The 18,159-nt window shown below is 52.8% G+C and carries 15 protein-coding genes and 6 tRNA genes; 8 read left to right on the forward strand and 13 right to left on the reverse strand.

What is annotated here, in order from left to right; genetic code table 11:
• Positions 1 to 16: 16 nt before the first annotated feature.
• Positions 17 to 1,267 (forward strand): D-amino acid dehydrogenase, encoded by a 1,251-nt coding sequence (locus tag ADINL_RS04835; protein ID WP_036544486.1) that lies wholly within the window; start codon positions 17 to 19, stop codon positions 1,265 to 1,267.
• On the opposite strand, the gene ADINL_RS04840 is transcribed toward ADINL_RS04835, so the two are convergent.
• Positions 1,264 to 1,758: a hypothetical protein gene (locus tag ADINL_RS04840; RefSeq protein WP_036544489.1), complete on the reverse strand. Its 495-nt coding sequence runs from the start codon at positions 1,756 to 1,758 to the stop codon at positions 1,264 to 1,266. The genes ADINL_RS04835 and ADINL_RS04840 overlap by 4 nt on opposite strands.
• Positions 1,759 to 1,870: 112 nt before the next feature.
• Positions 1,871 to 1,956: transfer RNA gene (locus ADINL_RS04845), tRNA-Leu, on the reverse strand.
• A 138-nt stretch (positions 1,957 to 2,094) separates the two neighbouring features.
• Here ADINL_RS04845 and queA point away from each other — a divergent pair.
• From queA to serB, 7 genes are all read left to right on the forward strand, one after another.
• A complete protein-coding gene (gene queA, locus ADINL_RS04850) occupies positions 2,095 to 3,144 on the forward strand; it encodes a tRNA preQ1(34) S-adenosylmethionine ribosyltransferase-isomerase QueA (RefSeq protein WP_036544493.1) in 1,050 nt (349 codons plus the stop codon).
• Positions 3,145 to 3,158: 14 nt separating this feature from the next.
• The gene (gene tgt / locus ADINL_RS04855) at positions 3,159 to 4,289 is read left to right on the forward strand and encodes a tRNA guanosine(34) transglycosylase Tgt (RefSeq protein WP_036544496.1); all 1,131 of its coding nucleotides are present in this window, start codon (positions 3,159 to 3,161) and stop codon (positions 4,287 to 4,289) included.
• Between the two features lie 46 nt (positions 4,290 to 4,335).
• A complete protein-coding gene (gene yajC / locus ADINL_RS04860) occupies positions 4,336 to 4,662 on the forward strand; it encodes a preprotein translocase subunit YajC (protein WP_036544499.1) in 327 nt (108 codons plus the stop codon).
• A gap of 64 nt (positions 4,663 to 4,726) precedes the next feature.
• Positions 4,727 to 6,580: a protein translocase subunit SecD gene (secD, locus tag ADINL_RS04865; RefSeq protein ID WP_036544502.1), complete on the forward strand. Its 1,854-nt coding sequence runs from the start codon at positions 4,727 to 4,729 to the stop codon at positions 6,578 to 6,580.
• A gap of 9 nt (positions 6,581 to 6,589) precedes the next feature.
• Positions 6,590 to 7,516: a protein translocase subunit SecF gene (secF, locus tag ADINL_RS04870; RefSeq protein WP_036544505.1), complete on the forward strand. Its 927-nt coding sequence runs from the start codon at positions 6,590 to 6,592 to the stop codon at positions 7,514 to 7,516.
• 55 nt (positions 7,517 to 7,571) lie between these two features.
• Positions 7,572 to 9,959 (forward strand): ribonuclease R, encoded by a 2,388-nt coding sequence (rnr, locus tag ADINL_RS04875; RefSeq protein ID WP_036544506.1) that lies wholly within the window; start codon positions 7,572 to 7,574, stop codon positions 9,957 to 9,959.
• A complete protein-coding gene (gene serB, locus ADINL_RS04880) occupies positions 9,956 to 11,179 on the forward strand; it encodes a phosphoserine phosphatase SerB (protein ID WP_036544508.1) in 1,224 nt (407 codons plus the stop codon). The genes rnr and serB overlap by 4 nt, the downstream gene beginning before the upstream one ends.
• Here the strand turns inward: serB and ADINL_RS04885 are convergent.
• The 11 genes from ADINL_RS04885 to lolB all read right to left on the reverse strand — a co-directional run bounded on the left by ADINL_RS04885 (position 11,170) and on the right by lolB (position 18,155).
• Entirely contained in the window at positions 11,170 to 13,302 is a 2,133-nt protein-coding gene (locus ADINL_RS04885) for an EAL domain-containing protein (RefSeq protein ID WP_036544510.1), read from the reverse strand. The two genes, serB and ADINL_RS04885, sit on opposite strands and share 10 nt — an antisense overlap.
• Before the next feature lie 154 nt (positions 13,303 to 13,456).
• Positions 13,457 to 13,532: transfer RNA gene (locus tag ADINL_RS04890), tRNA-Gln, on the reverse strand.
• Positions 13,533 to 13,536: 4 nt separating this feature from the next.
• A tRNA-Met gene (locus tag ADINL_RS04895) sits at positions 13,537 to 13,613 on the reverse strand.
• A gap of 6 nt (positions 13,614 to 13,619) precedes the next feature.
• Positions 13,620 to 13,694: transfer RNA gene (locus tag ADINL_RS04900), tRNA-Gln, on the reverse strand.
• Positions 13,695 to 13,717: 23 nt separating this feature from the next.
• A tRNA-Met gene (locus ADINL_RS04905) sits at positions 13,718 to 13,794 on the reverse strand.
• 96 nt (positions 13,795 to 13,890) lie between these two features.
• Positions 13,891 to 14,982: a redox-regulated ATPase YchF gene (gene ychF / locus ADINL_RS04910; RefSeq protein ID WP_036544512.1), complete on the reverse strand. Its 1,092-nt coding sequence runs from the start codon at positions 14,980 to 14,982 to the stop codon at positions 13,891 to 13,893.
• Positions 14,983 to 15,002: 20 nt separating this feature from the next.
• Complete coding sequence (gene pth / locus ADINL_RS04915; protein ID WP_036544515.1) at positions 15,003 to 15,590, reverse strand: aminoacyl-tRNA hydrolase; 588 nt, start codon at positions 15,588 to 15,590, stop codon at positions 15,003 to 15,005.
• A 27-nt stretch (positions 15,591 to 15,617) separates the two neighbouring features.
• Complete coding sequence (locus tag ADINL_RS04920) at positions 15,618 to 16,202, reverse strand: 50S ribosomal protein L25/general stress protein Ctc (RefSeq protein WP_036544516.1); 585 nt, start codon at positions 16,200 to 16,202, stop codon at positions 15,618 to 15,620.
• Between the two features lie 164 nt (positions 16,203 to 16,366).
• Complete coding sequence (locus ADINL_RS04925) at positions 16,367 to 17,308, reverse strand: ribose-phosphate pyrophosphokinase (protein WP_152547612.1); 942 nt, start codon at positions 17,306 to 17,308, stop codon at positions 16,367 to 16,369.
• 69 nt (positions 17,309 to 17,377) lie between these two features.
• A tRNA-Gln gene (locus ADINL_RS04930) sits at positions 17,378 to 17,453 on the reverse strand.
• A gap of 120 nt (positions 17,454 to 17,573) precedes the next feature.
• A complete protein-coding gene (gene lolB / locus ADINL_RS04935) occupies positions 17,574 to 18,155 on the reverse strand; it encodes a lipoprotein insertase outer membrane protein LolB (RefSeq protein WP_051632569.1) in 582 nt (193 codons plus the stop codon).
• Positions 18,156 to 18,159: the final 4 nt, after the last annotated feature.

Genomic DNA, 18,159 nt, shown 5'->3' on the forward strand with positions numbered 1-18,159 from the left:
GATTCGGAGTTGTACGATGCAATCTATTGCAGTCATCGGCGGCGGTATTACCGGCGTCACCTCAGCCTATGCCCTGGCGAAACGCGGCTATCAGGTCACCCTGTTTGAAAAGCAACGCTATGCAGCCATGGAAACCTCGTTTGCCAATGGTGGTCAGTTGTCAGCCTCCAATGCGGAAGTCTGGACCTGCTGGTCAACCGTGATGAAGGGGCTGAAATGGATGCTGAAAAAAGATGCTCCGCTACTCGTCAATCCCAAGCCATCCTGGCACAAGTTCAGCTGGTTTGCCGAGTTTATGGCAGCGATTCCGCAATATGAAGCGAATACTACCGAGACAGCGCGTATGGCAATCGCTGCACGTGAGCTGTTGTTCAGCTGGGCAGAAGCGGAAAATATCGATTTTGATCTGAAGCAGAAAGGCATTCTGCATATTTACCGCGACAAGGCCGGCTTTGAACATGCCCAGCGGGTCTCCCGGTTACTGGCGAAAGGTGGGCTGGTTCGTGAAACCCTCGCTCCCAGTGATATACAGCGTATTGAGCCAACGCTGAAAGGGCAGTATTACGGCGGCTTTTTAACGCCCAGTGATTCTACCGGTGATATTCACAAGTATACCCAGGGACTGGCCGCAGCCTGTGAGCGCCTGGGTGTACGTTGTCTGTATGAGCAGGATGTTGCAGATGTCAGCGCCGACGCACGAGGCGCTACGGTGGTGGTGCGTCAGGGGGATGAAACCCTTGCTCATCGCTTTGATGCGGTGGTGGTATCGGCGGGTGTAGCCAGTCGCAAGCTGGCTGCTTCATTGGGTGACCGTGTCAATATTTATCCAGTCAAAGGCTACTCGATTACCGTCAATCTGACCGATGCCCAGAGTCAGGCAGCCGCACCTCAGGTGAGTTTGCTGGACGATGAAACCAAGCTGGTGACCAGTCGTCTGGGTCAGGATCGCTTCCGGGTGGCGGGTACGGCTGAATTTAATGGTTACAACAAGGATATACGGGCAGACCGCATCAAGCCTTTGATTGACTGGGTGAACCAGTGCTTCCCTGAGGTGAGTACGCGCAGTGTTGTTCCCTGGGCAGGTTTGCGTCCGATGATGCCAAACATGATGCCGCGGGTTGGGCGTGGTCGTCTGCCGACTGTTTTTTATAACACAGGCCATGGCCATCTGGGTTGGACCCTGAGCGCTGTGACTGCCGATATGCTGGCCAGCGTAATTGACAGCGCTGCTACATCCGATCGATTTGTACCGGCTTCTGCCTCTTAACCGGGTGTTTCCAGCAAGGTCGACTTCAGCTTGCTTTGCATGGCTGAGTCGGCCGGCTCGCTGCTCTGAATGCTCCAGCCTTCCGCGTAACGATGAATCCAGACCTGATTGTCGCGCAGCTCAATACTGGTGACCGGTTTGAGATCGCGTCGGTCTTCTGCAGTATAGATATTCAACAGTTCATAATCCATTACCCAGACCTGATTGTCTGCCTCAACTGTGACCACAGTATGTGGCTCTATTTCAAAGCCACTGGGTGTGACATGCTGAGCATGGGTAATCATCATGCGCGCATCCGGGAACTGCTGACGTACCAGATGATATTTTGCCAGGGCAGAGTGACTGTAACGCTGTCCGGTTTGCTGGCTGCGCTGGTAGTCCAGATTCACTTGCTGGTTGATCATACGCAGTTGACGCAGGTCGACCGCTTCAGCCTGAGGACTATTTGAAACCAGTAACAACAGGGCAAATCCGAATACCGCTGTTCGCATTGCAGAATCCTTACTGAGCAAGCGTGAGTGTGAAGCGTTGGATTTTGAGTGGGTTTGAGACTAGTCACAAGGACTTTTTAACAGGATATTGATTTTTATCAATCTTCATGGATGGTAGCGGTGGGCGGACTCGAACCGCCACGCTTATTCAGCAACGGATTTTGAATCCGTCGTGTCTACCAATTTCACCACACCGCCATTGTTGCTGTGTTTGAGGTATTCTCCTCAGGCAACAGAGCGCACATTATAAGCACTTTATTGCAGCGGTCAATCAGGACTGAAAAAATCTTTTGTTTAGGATAAAATGTTCGCCCCTGTTTTGGATGATGGTTGATCATGCGTGTAAGTGATTTTTCCTTTGAGTTGCCAGATGAGTTGATTGCCCGTTTCCCTCTGGAGCAACGCAGTGCCAGTCGTCTGCTGTGTCTGGATGGTACAACGGGTGCATTGCAGCATCGGCAGTTCAGTGACTTGACCGGACTGTTGCGCCCGGGCGACCTGCTGGTGTTTAACGATACCCGTGTCATTCCTGCTCGCCTGTATGGTCAGAAAGCATCCGGTGGGCAGGTCGAGGTGCTGATTGAGCGCCTGCAGGGTGATCAGCAGGCGTTGGCACATATTCGTGCCAGCCGGGCGCCAAAACCGGGTAGCCAGTTGCTGCTCGAAGGTGGTATTCAAGTGGAGGTGACGGGGCGTCAGGGCAGTCTGTTTGTGCTGCAGTTTGATCCACTAGGTGATGTGATGGCCCAACTGGAAGCGCACGGCCATATGCCCTTGCCACCCTATATGCAGCGTGAAGATCAGCCATCGGACCGTGAACGCTATCAGACGGTGTATAATCGTCGCCCCGGTGCGGTCGCTGCGCCTACGGCCGGATTGCATTTCGATCAGCCGCTACTGGATGCCTTACAGCAGCAAGGAATCGAAACCGCTTTTGTAACCCTGCATGTGGGTGCCGGTACGTTTCAGCCAGTCAAGGTGGACCGGGTAGAAGAACACACCATGCATGCTGAGTACATCGAGGTGTCCGAGACTGTCTGTGAAGCAGTGCGTGCAGCGCGTGCGCGAGGCGGCCGGGTGGTTGCTGTCGGTACCACCAGTGTACGGTCGCTGGAAACAGCCAGTCAATCCGGTGAGCTGCAGCCCTTCAGTGGTGATAGCCAGATCTTTATCTATCCCGGGTACAGGTTCCGCAGTGTGGATGCCATGATCACCAATTTCCATCTGCCGGAGTCAACCCTGTTAATGCTGGTGTCAGCCTTTGCCGGGCAGGATAATATCCGTGCGGCCTATGCCGAAGCTATTGCCGAACGTTACCGATTTTTCAGTTATGGTGACGCGATGTTTATGACCCGGCAGTCAGCCGTGATCGAGGAGTCAGTGTGACTAGACAATGTTTTATGCAGTTTGAATGCCTGACCACAGAAGGCAAGGCCCGTCGCGGTCGCTTGACCTTTCCTCGTGGTGTTGTGGAAACCCCGGCGTTTATGCCGGTTGGCACCTATGGTACGGTCAAGGGTATGCTGCCACGCGATGTGAAGGCGCTGGGTGCACAGATTATTCTGGGTAACACCTTTCACCTGATGTTGCGACCCGGTACAGAGATTATCAACCTGCATGGTGACCTGCATGACTTCATGCAGTGGCAGGGGCCGATTCTGACGGACTCTGGCGGTTTTCAGGTGTTCAGTCTGGGTAAAATGCGCAAGATTACCGAGGAAGGTGTTTCTTTCCGCTCCCCGGTAGATGGCAGTAAGGTGTTTCTGAGTCCTGAACGGTCAATGGAGGTACAGCGTGCACTGGGCTCTGATATCGTGATGATCTTTGACGAATGTACACCCTATCCGGCGACTGAGGCAGAGGCCGCCAAGTCGATGCGCATGTCATTGCGCTGGGCTGAACGCTCCAAAGCCGCGCATGGTGACAGTCCCTCGGCATTGTTTGGTATCGTGCAGGGTGGTATGTATCCACACCTGCGAGACGAATCCCTGGCAGGACTGACCGCGATAGATTTTGATGGCTACGCCATCGGCGGACTCTCGGTGGGCGAGCCCAAGGATGAGATGATCAAGGTGCTGGATCATCTGGCCTATCAGATGCCGGCGGACAAACCTCGTTATCTGATGGGTGTTGGCAAGCCTGAGGATATCGTCGAAGCGGTGCGCCGTGGTGTGGATATGTTTGATTGCGTCATTCCGACACGCAATGCCCGTAACGGTTTTCTGTTTACCTCAACCGGGGTGGTGAAGATTCGTAATTCTGTCAACAAGACGGATACACGTCCGCTGGACGAAAACTGTGATTGCTACACTTGTAAAAATTTCAGTCGGGCTTATCTACATCATCTGGACAAGTGTGGTGAGATGCTGGGAGCACAGCTGAGTACCCTGCATAACCTGCATTATTATCAGACGCTGATGGCTGGTTTGCGCAATGCGCTCGAACAGGGTAAATTGTGCGCCTTCGTGGACGATTTCTATCGTGTCCGGGGGATGGAAACACCACCGCTGACAGATACAGCAAGCGATTGATAGATTCATTTTCGTAAACTTAATGACAATAACTGGAGAATGCTGAATGAGCTTCTTTATTTCACCAGCCTTCGCGCAAGAAGCGGGTGGTATGGACCCCGGCATGTTCAACATGCTGTTCCTGGTTGGTTTTGCACTGATTTTCTACTTTTTCCTGTGGAAGCCACAGTCCAAGCGTGCCAAGGAACATAAAGCACTGATCGGTGGTCTGAGCAAAGGTGATGAAGTGATCACCGCCGGTGGTATCATCGGCAAGGTCGTACGTCTGACAGATGATTATGTCGTGCTGGAAGTCAGTAACGGCGTTGAACTTAAGTTTCAGAAAGCCCATGTGGCGGCTGAGCTGCCCAAGGGTACCATCAAGGATATCTGAAGGCTGAATTCAGCTAGAGCGCCACTCCTGCAGTGGCGCTTTTGTTTACCGAGGATGGGGCACAATGCTCAACCGCTACCCTTTGTGGAAAAATCTGCTGATCGTGATGGTGCTGGTGATTGCCGGCATCTATGCAGCACCTAATCTTTACCCCGAGGACTATGCCGTCCAGATTTCCGGCTCCCGTGCGATTCATCAGGTTGATGACCGTGTTATGGCACAATCGGTCAGTCTGCTGGAACAGGAAGGCATCAGTTTTAAAAGTGCCGAGCTGGAAAATGAAGCTGGCATGATCCGCTTTGACAGCAGTGATGCGCAGTTGCGCGCACGTGCAGCCCTGACGCGTGGTCTGGGCGAAAACTATGTTGTGGCCATGAATCTGGCACCTACGACGCCTGACTGGTTGACAGCACTGGGTGCGCGTCCAATGACGCTGGGCCTGGACCTGCGAGGCGGGGTGCACTTCCTGATGGAAGTTGATACCGATCAGGCTGTGGCACAGCGTCTGGAAGTCTATGCCAGTGATATACGTACCACCTTGCGTGAGCAGCGTATCCGTTATCGCTCAGTGGACCTGGATGACAGTGGCCGCTTGATTGTCCGCTTTGCGGATGCTGAGGCGCGCGATCAGGCACAAAGCCGACTGCGTCGTGACTATCAGGAATTTGCTTTTGAATCTGCCCAGCAGGACGATGCCTGGTTCCTGCATGTGACACTGAACGAGCAGTCAGTGCGTGAAATAGAAGATTATGCCATCCAGCAAAACCTCACGACCCTGCGTAACCGTGTTAACGAGTTGGGTGTGGCAGAGCCGCTGGTACAGCGTCAGGGGCGTAATCGTATCGTGGTTCAGTTACCGGGTATTCAGGATGCGGCAGCCGCCAAGCGTGTGATCGGCCAGACAGCGAACCTGGAGTTCCGTCTGGAGGCGATGAGTGATGCCAGTCGTGCGGCGACAGAGGTGTTCCAGTTCCGTAATGATCCGGATCGTCGGGCAACGCTGGAGCGCGATATTATTATCACCGGTTCCAGCGTGGCGAATGCCAATGCAACCTTTGATGAAAACGGTATGCCGCAGGTGTCGATTACGCTGGATGCACGTGGCGGGCAGATGATGAGCCGGGTAACACGTAATGCGATTCAGCGGCGTATGGCGGTGGTGTTTGTTGAGCACAAAACCCGCACGGTGACGGAGCGCATTGACGGCGAGATGGTAGAACGTCGTATCCCTTATACCGAGAAGCGTCTGATCTCTCTGGCAACCATTCAGAGTGTGTTGGGGAATCAGTTCCGTATCACCGGTCTGGACAGTCCGCGTGAGTCATCCGAACTGGCTCTGCTGCTGAGAGCCGGAGCGCTGGCTGCGCCGATCTACTTTGTCGAAGAGCGTACCATCGGGCCGAGTCTGGGGGCTGCCAACATTGAAATGGGGGTAACCTCAGTCAAGATTGGCTTCGCGCTGGTGCTGGTGTTCATGGCGCTGTTCTACCGGGTATTTGGTTTGCTTGCCAATGTGGCGCTGACACTCAACCTGGTGATGATCATGGCGGTGATGTCGATGCTGGGAGCAACGCTGACCCTGCCGGGTATTGCCGGTATTGTGCTCACAGTCGGGATGGCGGTGGATGCCAACGTGCTGATATTTGAACGTATCAAGGAAGAGTTGCGCAGTGGTGCACCCGTGCAGAGTGCAATCCATTCAGGCTTCAGTCGTGCATTCAGTACGATTCTGGATGCCAACGTGACGACGTTGATTGCTGCGGTGATTCTGTTTGCCATGGGCACCGGGCCGGTGAAAGGCTTCGCCGTGACCCTGTCTGTCGGTATTGTTACCTCGATGTTCGCGGCACTGGTCATTACCCGGGCGCTGGTCAATCTGACCTATGGTGGCCGTAAACTGCAGAAGCTCGGGCTCTGAGGTGTATAGATGATACATATTAAACGTGAATTCAACTTTATGGGTGCACGCCGCATTGCGGCGATCATCTCCATTGTGTTGCTGCTGGTTTCTATCGGCTCACTGGCAATCAATGGCTTGAAGTTGGGGCTGGACTTTACCGGCGGTAGCCTGGTGGAAGTCACTTATGAACGGCCGGTTGAACTGGAAGATGTCCGTAGCCAGTTGCGTGCCGGTGGTTATGGCGATGCTGTGGTGCAGACCTTTGGTTCGGCCAATGACATCCTGATTCGTCTGGGTGAAGCGCATGATCCGCAGCTAGGTCAAAAAATACTGGAAGTGCTGCAGCAGGATGCGGATGCCGGTGTAACGCTGCGCCGTAACGAGTTCGTTGGCTCCCAGGTAGGTGAAGAGCTGCGTGAGCAGGGCGGCCTTGGATTGCTGGTCGCGCTGATCATGGTGATGATCTACCTGGCGTTCCGCTTTCAGTTCAAGTTCTCTGTTGGTGCAGTGCTGGCGCTGGCGCATGATGTCATTATTGTGCTGGGCTTCTTCTCGCTGATGCAGATAGACTTTGATCTGACGGTATTGGCAGCACTTTTGGCGGTTATCGGCTATTCTTTGAATGACACCATTGTGGTGTATGACCGTATTCGTGAGAATTTCCGTATTCTCAGGGTCAGTGAGCCGGTTGAGATATTGAATACATCACTGAACCAGACTTTGAGTCGTACCATCGTAACCTCCTTGACTACCATGCTGGTGCTGGTGGTATTGGCGATCTTCGGTGGTGAGATGATTTATGGCTTTGCTATCGCCTTGCTGGCAGGCGTGATTATCGGGACTTACTCTTCTGTGTATGTAGCAGGTAATATTCTATTACTGCTGAAGGTCACACGAGAGGATCTGATACCGCCTCCGCCGAAGGAAGAGGAAGAAGAGGAACTTGTTCCTTGAATGTATCCCCAAAGCCGGCCCAGTGCCGGCTTTTGTATTTTTAAATGGAAACTGTATGAAAAAGAAATGGGTTGAAAAAGATCCCAATGCAGCACAGGAAGCAAGCAAATATGAAAACCCTGTGCCCAGTCGAGAATTTATTCTCGAGTTTTTACAAAAATGGGGTGCGCCAATTGCACACCCTGATCTCTGCGATGAGCTGGGATTGCAGCATGAAGATGATATAGAGGCGATACGCCGTCGTTTGATTGCCATGTGTCGTGATGGCCAGTTGATCTCTAACCGCCGTAACGAATTTGGCCTGATTGAAAAAATGAACCTGATCACCGGGCGTGTGATCGGTCATCGTGACGGCTATGGTTTCGTTAAACCTGAGGACGGTCGAGAGGATCTGTTCCTGAATGCGCGTAATATGCGTGAAGTCTTTGATGGCGATAAAGTACTGGTTCAGGAAATTGGCCTGGACAGCCGTGGCCGTCGGGAAGCCAAGGTGGTTGAGGTTCTGGAGCGGGGCATCACCAAAGTGGTGGGGCGTTTCGATGGACACAATGGCTTTGGTTCTCTGATTCCGGAAAATCAGCGTATCACCAATCAGGTTATGATCATTCCGGATGAACAGTCGGACCTGAAGTATTCGGATGGTCAGCTGGTGGTTGCCGAAATTCTGCAATACCCGAATCGACGCCAACCTGCGCGGGCACGCGTGATTGAAGTGCTGGGCGAGCATCTGTCAGCCGGTATGGAAATCAAAGTGGCCATTCACAGTCACGATATTCCGCATGAGTGGCCAGAAGCGGTACATCAGCAGATTGCCGAGCTGGCGCCGGAGGTGGCAGAGAAAGACAAGTCCAACCGTGTGGATCTGCGTGATCTGCCATTGGTGACAATTGATGGTGAAGACGCACGTGATTTTGATGATGCCGTCTATGCCGAGAAAAAGCGCTTTGGCGGCTGGCGTCTGTGGGTCGCGATTGCGGATGTTTCCTACTATGTCCAGCCGGGTACGGCACTGGACAATGAGGCGATTATCCGGGGTAATTCGGTATACTTCCCTGAGTATGTTGTCCCGATGCTGCCGGAGCTGCTTTCCAATGGCCTGTGCTCGCTGAATCCGAAAGTGGATCGTCTGGCCATGGTGTGTGAGATGAACCTGTCACGTGCCGGCGTTCTGAAAGATTTCCGTTTCTATGAGGCTGTGATCAATTCCAAGGCGCGTCTGACCTATAACAAGGTGGCGACGATGCTTGGGCAGATCGGTGAAGCAGATGAGCGCCAGCAGTTGCGTAACGAATATGCGCATGTTGTTGCACCACTGGAGACACTTTACGGTCTTTACAAGGCGTTGCGCAAGGCGCGTGATGAGCGTGGCGCGATCGATTTTGATACGGTGGAAACCCGGATCGAATTTGGCCCTGAGCGCAAGATAGAGCGTATCGTGCCGATCCATCGTAATGATGCACACAAGATTATTGAAGAGTGCATGCTCTGCGCCAACGTGGCGACAGCACGGTTCCTGGAAAAGTATAAGCAACCCAGTCTGTACCGTATCCATGAAGGACCCAAAGATCAGAAGCTGAAAAACCTGCGTGCCTTCCTTGGTGAGCTGGGGCTGAACCTGCCGGGTGGTGATAAACCGGAACCCAAGGACTATCTGCGTCTGGCGGAAAGTATAGAAGATCGTCCGGATCAGCATATTATTCAGACCATGATGCTGCGTTCGATGCAGCAGGCGGTGTACAGCCCGGAAAACAAAGGCCACTTCGGTCTGGCTTATGATGCCTATGCGCACTTTACCTCACCGATCCGGCGTTACCCGGACCTGTTGGTACATCGCAATATTCGTGCGGCGATCCACTCAGGTAAACGGATCAAGGATATTGAAAGACCTTCAGGTTTTGTGGCTCGACCTGCGTTTGTCAAACACTACTCGACAGAGGAAATGCTGGCATTAGGTGAGCAGTGCTCCATGACAGAGCGTCGCGCTGATGAAGCGACACGCGATGTTGTGTCCTGGCTTAAGTGTGAGTATATGCAGGAGCAGATCGGCAACCAGTTCGATGGCGTGGTTGCGGCTGTGACCGGCTTTGGTCTGTTTGTTGAAATCAAGGATCTCTACGTAGAGGGTCTTGTGCATATCACTGGCCTTCCGAGTGACTACTATCATTTTGATGCCGCGAAACAGCGGCTGGTGGGTGATCGTACCCGGCGTGTTTTCAAACTGGGTGATGCACTGCATGTCCGGGTTGTTCGTGTTGACCTGGATGAGCGTAAAATTGACTTTGATCTTGCAGAGGCAAGCGGGCAAAATACAGCCACTCCGCCTAAGAAGCCTTCCAAGCGTGATCAGTTACGCCAGGGCAAGGTAGAGGAGCCGAAGGGCAAGCAGCGTAGTCGCAAGCCTGGTACGTCCGCATCTACAGCACGAAAAAAACGAGACAGATGAACGAAATTATCCTCATGACCATCTCCGGTAAAGATCGACCGGGGGTGACGTCTGCCATGACCTGTATTCTGGCAAATTATAATGTGAACATCCTGGACATAGGCCAGGCAGTGATTCATAACACCCTGTCACTGGGGATTCTGATTCAGGTGCCGACTGATGCAGGTGCCTCTAACTTGCTGCGTGATCTGTTATTTCGCGCACATGAGCTGGATATGCATGTGCGCTTCGAACCCGTGAATCCCTCCGATTATGAGCAATGGGTCGGTGGGCAGGGTAAATCACGTCACATTATCACGTTGCTGGGGCGCCGTATCAGTGCGCTGCACCTGGCTCGGGTGGCTGAAATTGCGGCAAATCACGGACTGAATATCGACAACATCAACCGTTTGTCGGGCCGGGTCTCTTTGCAAAGTCCGTCGGATACCGAGCGTACCAAGGCGTGTGTGGAGTTTTCGGTGCGAGGTATTCCTGCGGATGCGTCGGCATTGCGTCAGGAGTTCCTCAAAGCAGCCTCCGACCATGATGTTGATATTGCCTTTCAACAGGATGACATTTATCGCCGTAACCGCCGTCTGGTGGTATTTGATATGGACTCGACCCTGATTGAAGCTGAAGTCATCGATGAGCTGGCCAAAGAGGCAGGTGTTGGTGAACAGGTGGCCGCTATTACTGAAGCAGCCATGCGAGGTGAGCTGGATTTCAATGCCAGTTTCCGCCAACGTGTCGCGTTATTGAAAGGCCTGGATGTTGCTGTGCTGGAAACCATCGCTGCACGTCTGAAACTTACCGAAGGCGCAGAGACGCTGGTGTCTCAGCTGAAAGCGCTGGGATTCAAAACAGCAATCCTCTCAGGTGGTTTCAACTATTTTGCCAAAGGGCTACAGCAGCGGCTGGGCTTTGACTATGTGTATGCCAATGAGCTGGATATTGCGGATGGCAAGGTCACGGGTGAAGTCAGTGGTGAGATCGTCAATGGTGAACGCAAGGCACAATTGTTGCGTGAAATTGCGGCCAAAGAAGGTCTTAAACTGGAGCAAACCATTGCCGTAGGCGATGGTGCCAATGACCTGCCGATGTTATCGATTGCCGGTTTGGGGATTGCTTTCCGGGCCAAGCCTTTGGTCAGGCAGAGTGCCAAGCAGGCCATCTCGACACTGGGGTTGGATGGTATTCTGTATCTGATTGGCTTTCGGGATCGCGACGGCGTTCAGTCCTGACCCGGCTCAAAAAAAGCATAGTCCATATCGGCTTGCGGGGGCTGTAAATAATGCCCCTGCACCATCTGTATTCCCATTCGAAACAGCAGGCTCATTTGCCGGGTATCCTCCACCATGGGTGCGATAAGGCGCAGGCTCTTTTGCTTGAGTGGTTTGATGATCCTTTCCAATTGCGGTGCGGCCAGCGGGTTACGGCTGAGTTCCTTCAGATAGCTGCCATCAAGTTTGATAAAATCGACAGGTGCATCGGCAAGCACATATTCTGACTCGGATGTGCTGCCATAATGCTTCAGGCAGATCAGGCAGTGGAGTTTGTGCAGCGCCTGACAAAACGCCTTGTAATAGGCGGGTGCAGCCAGAGCGTCTACTTCACTGATCTGGAATACCAAATGATCAGCCGGAAGGCGCATGCTGCGTAATTGTTCCGCAAACCAGGGTAGCAGAGACTTGTTGCGCAGGGTGCGCCCGGTGACGTTGATAAACAGACGGCTGCGTTTGCCCTGATCCAGGGCCTGGCGCATCAGCATCACACACTCTTCCAGTACCCACATATCCATGCGCGCCAGCACATTGTCATCGGCAATGCTGCTCATAAAGATATTGGGTGAAACCTCTTTATCATCGTCGGTGATAAGCCTCAGTAATACTTCGTAATTAGCCAGGCTGATGTGAGTTTCCAGCGGTACTATGGGTTGAAACAGCAAACGGAAGCGGTTGTGGGTAATGGCATCGACAACACGCTGGACGGCCTTGGCATCCGTGCTGACTACCGGTTTACTCTGCTCCAGCTGATAGAAGCTGTAGCCGTTGCCGTGACGTTCATTCAGACTAAGGCTTCGTGCGGCTGTTTCTGCGCGGTGCAACAGCTCTGTTGCGCGGGGTGTGCTTTCACTGATGGTGGTGATACCAATGGAACAGGTGGTCTGTACACGATATTCGCCAAGTGACAGCTCCAGACTGGCGACTGACAAACAGATTTCCCGTGCCAGTGCCTTGGCTGTTTCCTGATGGGGATCGGACAGTAACAGGGTAAAGGTGGCATCATCAATACGTGCCAGGGTGTGGGCTTCATTCACCAGGCTGCGGAGTAACTTGCCAACTTCTTGAGCGAGCAGATCTGTACCTTCCTGGCCGATATTCTGGTGCAGGGTTTGATAGGCATCCAGTGAAATATAAAACAGGAAGCCATCATTGCCGCCCTGGCGTGCAAGTTCCAGTTGTTGCTCGAGCTGACGGGAAAAACCTGTTTGGTTCAACAGTCCGCTGATCGGATCGAGTTCATTGAAGATTTCGGTATCTGCGAGATGTTGGGTAATGTCGATCTGTACGGCATCTTTTTCGGCGTAGACTGCTGGATTGAGGGTCAGGGTGGCGTGAAAACGGGTGGTATCGGCGCGTAATATATCAGCTGTTGAGCTGGCAGTCAGTGTTTCGCCGGCTTCGATGCGTTGCAGTTGGTGAAACAGTGCTTCACGGTATGCAGGAGAAACCAACCGGTCCAGGTTCAGGCCGCTGAGGTCTCTGATCTGTCCATAGCCCAGTAGTTCAAAAAAACGTTCATTGGCGTAGCAGATTTGATTTTGATGAACGAAGCAGATGGCTGTCCGCGAGTCGTCAATCAGCGACTGGATGCGCCGCTCTGCTTTTTCCAGTAAGGACTCACAGTGACGCCATTGCTGCCGCTGTTGCAGGGCGCTGAAGCTTTGATGGATATAGGTGAGTGTCAGCTTTTCGTTTCCCGCACAGCAGGCTACAGTGATGCCTTGTTGTAACAGAGTCAGGTGAATCTCTGTGTCTGGCAAGGTGTCGCAAAGTAGCAGAAGCGGAATGTCTTTGTCGAGTTGTTTGATGATGGTTGCAGTGCGTTCAAAACTGATGTCCTGGGGTTGCATGCTGCTGAGCAGTACCAGATCCCAGCTGCGTTCAGCAAGTGATCCAGTGAGTTCGCGTTCATTGCCTATCAGGCGGCAGCGTGGCGCCATGCGAATACCCTGGAGTGATGCCTGTGTCGCGGCTGCGGCCTCTCGACTGAAGCCTATGAACAGAATGGATATATTCGTACGAGCTTCGCGCGCAGATACAGCAGGCTTGTTTGACTGGCGGACGGGGTTGTCTGCGTTCATAAGGTAATCAAGGGCTCAGGGTGCTTGAACACAAGGCTGTACCAAGCATGTTTGTTTAATACACTGCTTAAGTTATATCTGAAGTATAGCGGGGAGTCGGAAAAGGCGGTACTCGTAGAGCAAAAAATACACACAAAGGATGAGTTGGATCAAATGGCTGGGGTAGTAGGACTCGAACCTACGCATGCTGGAATCAGAATCCAGTGCCTTACCAACTTGGCGATACCCCAGTAATGGTGGCAATGGCGGGACTCGAACCTGCGACCCACGCATTATGAATGCGTTGCTCTAACCAACTGAGCTACATTGCCAATAGATGGCAGGGGTAGGAGGATTCGAACCTCCGCATGACGGGATCAAAACCCGTTGCCTTACCGCTTGGCGATACCCCTAAAACCTGAGTGTTTCTTAAAACTGGTGGCAATGGCGGGACTCGAACCTGCGACCCACGCATTATGAATGCGTTGCTCTAACCAACTGAGCTACATTGCCACGCACTTTCAAGGCCGCAAATTATTCGCTTTTTGGCCTTGCTTGTCAACAGTCTGGGCTCAAAAAACGCTGATTTTCAGGGCTTTTTAATCAGCATCAGACGTTGAAGCGGAAGTGCACTACATCACCGTCCTTGACGATATATTCTTTACCTTCCAGGCGCCACTTTCCGGCTTCTTTGGCCCCTGCTTCACCCTTGTACTGGATGAAATCGTCGTAGCTGATGACTTCCGCACGAATAAAGCCTTTTTCAAAGTCGGTGTGAATTACCGCGGCGGCTTTTGGAGCAGTATCGCCAATACGAATGGTCCAGGCCCGCACTTCTTTGACCCCGGCAGTAAAGTAGGTCTGTAAGCCCAGCAGGCTGTAACCTGCACGGATTACACGGTCAAGACCGGGTTCATCCATGCCCATTTCCTGCAGGAATTCAAGCTTCTCTTCGTCGTCCAGTTCAGCGATTTCGGATTCCAGCTTGTTGCAGATGGCGACTACTTCGGCACCTTCAGAGGCCGCCAGTTCACGCACTGTATCGAGGTGCGGGTTGTCTTCAAAGCCATCTTCGGCCACGTTGGCGATATACATTGTTGGCTTGGTTGTCAGCAGATGAAAACTTTGAATCAGCTTCTGTTCGTCATCATTGAGTTTCAGTGCACGTGCCGGTAAACCTTCGCTCAAGTGCGGCAGCAGTTTTTCCAGCAGTGCTTTGGCAGCAACCGCTTCTTTGTCACCGCCCTTGGCATTGCGGCTGACACGCTGTAGTTGTTTCTCGACTGAATCCAGGTCGGCCAGTGCCAGCTCCAGATTGATGGTTTCAATGTCGCTGAGCGGGTCAATCTGGTTGGCGACATGAATGACATTGTCATCTTCGAAACAGCGTACCACGTGAGCGATCGCGTCGGTTTCACGGATGTTGGCCAAAAACTTGTTGCCCAGGCCTTCCCCTTTGGATGCCCCTGCAACCAGTCCGGCGATATCCACAAATTCCATGGTGGTGGGTACGACGCGTTCAGGCTTGACGATCGCTTCCAGCGCTTTCAGGCGTGGGTCCGGCATGGGAACAACGCCCGCATTCGGTTCAATGGTACAGAAGGGGAAGTTCTGTGCCTCAATGCCTGCTTTGGTCAGTGCGTTGAATAGAGTCGATTTGCCGACATTGGGTAGCCCGACGATGCCACATTTAAAGCCCATGGTCTGTTCCTGTGTATTGATCAGCCTGAAAAGCTGTGTAGTTGATTCATAGCGCGTTGCCATTGGCCTTCGACTGCCAGTGGCAGATAACGAAGTGATTCATCCATGGCTGCTTGTGTCTGGTTGCGTTCCTGGAGTGGTGCCTTGTTCAGTACAAAGCCGGACACCTGGCTGGCATGGCCGGGATGGCCGATACCGATACGCAAGCGGTAAAAATTCTTGTTATTGCCCAGTTGGGAAATAATGTCTCTCAGGCCGTTGTGGCCGCCATGTCCGCCACCTTTTTTCAGGCGGGCAGTGCCCGGAGGTAGATCCAGCTCGTCGTGAGCCACCAGAATATGTTCCGGGGCAATTTTGTAAAAGCCTGCCAGTGCGCTGACGGCTTTGCCGCTGAGGTTCATGTAGGTAGCTGGAATGAGTAGATGTACCGGATGGCCGTTGATCAGTATCTTGGCATACAGACCATGAAAGCGGGCTTCAGGCTTGAGAGGGGTGTTCTGGTGGGCAGCAAGCTGCTCCACCAGTTGTGCACCGGCATTATGACGGGTTTCTGAGTACTGGACCCCGGGGTTGCCGAGGCCGACAATCAGTTGAATGCTGTCAGTCATGCCGGTTTCGATCAGCCTTAAGGCTGATTATTTTTTAGCGCCACGTGGTGCGTAGCAGTAGCCGATACCCTGGTCATGGTCAGCGCCACGACGCAGTGCAACGATTTCAACACCGGCTGGCAGAACAATGTCTGACAGGTGGGCAATCTGACCCATTTCGATGTTGGACAGATCAACATCCAGCGCTTCTGGCAGATCTTTCGGCAAGCACAGCACTTCAACTGTTGATGCTTCGGGTGCGAACTTGGCAGCTGCTTTGGAAGCAGCAGACTTCTCGAAGTTGACGAAGTTCAGTGGCACCTGGATCTTGATCTTCTGCTTGTCGTCGATGCGCTGGAAGTCAGCGTGCAGAACAACAGGCTTGGCCGGGTGGCGCTGCAGATCTTTGATGATGACAGATGTTTCTTTGCCATCCAGACTGATAGTCAGGATGGACGAGTAGAAGCCATCTTCCAGCAGCATGCGGTACAGATCTTTACCCACAACAGAAACAGCTACCGGAGTTTCGCTTCCGTATATGATACCGGGTACCATGCCCTGACGACGCAGGCGGCGGCTCGCACCCTTCCCCTGATCTTCACGGCTGACAGCATTGATTACAAATTTGGACATGAGTATTACCTTATAAAATTAAAAAACTGCAAATTCCCGCGACCAGGAGTTTGCAGTATTCAGTTACCCTGATATTCAGGGATTGTAACGCGATCCATCTGTATCGCGTTTATTTCAGGCCAGTAGCGACCTGTCCGCGTGATGTTGTCAGGAATACTGGATTCTTAACGGAACATCGCGCTAATGGATTCTTCGTTGCATACCCTGCGCACAGCTTCGGCCAGCATGGGTGCCAGTGTCAGCTGGCGAATCTTGCTGCATTTTTGTGCAGCGGCTGACAGTGGGATTGTGTCGGTGACGACCAGTTCATCCAGTACGGACTTGTTGATGTTGTCAATTGCCGGGCCTGACAGAACAGGGTGGGTCACGTAAGACACTACGCGCTCAGCGCCTTTGTCTTTCAATGCCTGAGCTGCTTTGCACAGTGTGCCGGCTGTGTCGCACATATCATCCACCAGGATGCAGGTACGGCCAGCAACATCACCAATAATGTTCATCACCTGGGATTCGTTGGCTTTCTCACGACGCTTGTCGATGATTGCCAGATCGCAATCCAGTTGCTTGGCAACTGCGCGTGCACGTACTACGCCGCCAACATCGGGGGATACAACGATCAGGTTGTCATATTTCTGATCAGTAATATCGTCCAGCAGTACTGGAGAGCCGTAGACGTTATCAACCGGAATATCAAAAAAGCCCTGAATCTGGTCAGCGTGCAGGTCAACGGTCAGTACGCGATCAACACCGGCGCTGGTCATCATGCTTGCCACTACTTTGGCGCTGATGGGTACGCGGGTGGAGCGTGGACGACGGTCCTGGCGAGCATAGCCGAAATAGGGGACTACGGCTGTAATGCGCATCGCAGATGCACGACGCATGGCGTCGGCAAAGACAATCAGTTCCATCAGATTGTCATTGGTCGGTGCACAGGTAGACTGGATAATGAAAACGTCCTTACCGCGGACATTTTCCTGAATTTCAACGCTGACTTCGCCGTCGCTGAAACGACCGACATCGGCCTTGCCCAGTGGAATATCTAAGCGTTCTACCACCTTCTTTGCCAGTTCAGGATTGGCATTGCCGGTGAAGATCATCATGCTGGACATGCGCTTTACCTTCTTGATCGCTTCAGAGTGGATTTCAGGTGCTGAAAGGTTATCAGTCATCATAACATTTGGCTGGGGTAGTAGGACTCGAACCTACGCATGCTGGAATCAGAATCCAGTGCCTTACCAACTTGGCGATACCCCAGTAACTCCTCCGGCATAAACTAGCCTTGAAAGGAAGGCGCGTATTCTGTGCAAATTCAGATCAAAAATCAACCCCTATGCGTTGGCCCGTGCCAGAATAATGGCGATTGAGCCTGAGAGGTTACAGGTTAAGATCCCAGCGACCAATCACCAGGTTAACGGTGAGTCCATTATGCACCATTCGTAAGCGTGAGGGTAGGCGGTTACCGGGCGTGACTTCCTGGTAACGCAGGATGTCGACATCCCATCCTTGCTGCTGGAAGCGAAAGCTGGTTTCGTTGGTGACTACCTGATGAGGTCGTGTCGGATCCGGTATGCCGCGTATCCACCAGACGGCATGGCTGACCGGCAGGTTCCAGCCCAGCAGTGCCTGCATCAGTGCTTCAGGTGAGCGGGCGACATAACGGTCATCCTCACCAGCTACCTGAATTTCCACACGCCCGGGTCTGCCTGTCATGATCGCGACGGTCTGATTAAACGGGCCTGCAGTCAAGTCAATGCGGTAATCTGCCTGTTGTTGGTCCCAGCTGACTCTGGCGGTATCCGTCCGATCTGTTTGTGTAATGCTGATACGCCCGTCCATGGACCAGTTCTGCATGCGGTAGATAAATTGCTGCTCGTCTGTATCCGGTGGCGGCAGTCGTGGTGTTGAGCTGCAGGCTGCCATGATCAGGAGTAGGGGCAGCAGTGCTAAAATTTTCATCTGT

It is taken from the genome of Nitrincola lacisaponensis, from assembly GCF_000691225.1.
GTDB classification, from domain to species: Bacteria; Pseudomonadota; Gammaproteobacteria; order Pseudomonadales; family Balneatricaceae; genus Nitrincola; species Nitrincola lacisaponensis.

What these genes read in the sequence shown, in the direction of transcription:
- secD (WP_036544502.1), top strand. Translation starts at nt 4,727, where the DNA reads ATGCTCAACCGCTACCCTTTGTGGAAAAATCTGCTGATCGTGATGGTG.
- rnr (WP_036544506.1), top strand. Translation starts at nt 7,572, where the DNA reads ATGAAAAAGAAATGGGTTGAAAAAGATCCCAATGCAGCACAGGAAGCA.
- lolB (WP_051632569.1), bottom strand. Translation starts at nt 18,155, where the DNA reads ATGAAAATTTTAGCACTGCTGCCCCTACTCCTGATCATGGCAGCCTGC.
- ADINL_RS04840 (WP_036544489.1), bottom strand. Translation starts at nt 1,758, where the DNA reads ATGCGAACAGCGGTATTCGGATTTGCCCTGTTGTTACTGGTTTCAAAT.
- ADINL_RS04835 (WP_036544486.1), top strand. Translation starts at nt 17, where the DNA reads ATGCAATCTATTGCAGTCATCGGCGGCGGTATTACCGGCGTCACCTCA.
- ychF (WP_036544512.1), bottom strand. Translation starts at nt 14,982, where the DNA reads ATGGGCTTTAAATGTGGCATCGTCGGGCTACCCAATGTCGGCAAATCG.
- ADINL_RS04925 (WP_152547612.1), bottom strand. Translation starts at nt 17,308, where the DNA reads ATGTCCAGCATGATGATCTTCACCGGCAATGCCAATCCTGAACTGGCA.
- ADINL_RS04920 (WP_036544516.1), bottom strand. Translation starts at nt 16,202, where the DNA reads ATGTCCAAATTTGTAATCAATGCTGTCAGCCGTGAAGATCAGGGGAAG.
- queA (WP_036544493.1), top strand. Translation starts at nt 2,095, where the DNA reads ATGCGTGTAAGTGATTTTTCCTTTGAGTTGCCAGATGAGTTGATTGCC.
- pth (WP_036544515.1), bottom strand. Translation starts at nt 15,590, where the DNA reads ATGACTGACAGCATTCAACTGATTGTCGGCCTCGGCAACCCCGGGGTC.
- ADINL_RS04885 (WP_036544510.1), bottom strand. Translation starts at nt 13,302, where the DNA reads ATGAACGCAGACAACCCCGTCCGCCAGTCAAACAAGCCTGCTGTATCT.
- tgt (WP_036544496.1), top strand. Translation starts at nt 3,159, where the DNA reads ATGCAGTTTGAATGCCTGACCACAGAAGGCAAGGCCCGTCGCGGTCGC.
- serB (WP_036544508.1), top strand. Translation starts at nt 9,956, where the DNA reads ATGAACGAAATTATCCTCATGACCATCTCCGGTAAAGATCGACCGGGG.
- yajC (WP_036544499.1), top strand. Translation starts at nt 4,336, where the DNA reads ATGAGCTTCTTTATTTCACCAGCCTTCGCGCAAGAAGCGGGTGGTATG.
- secF (WP_036544505.1), top strand. Translation starts at nt 6,590, where the DNA reads ATGATACATATTAAACGTGAATTCAACTTTATGGGTGCACGCCGCATT.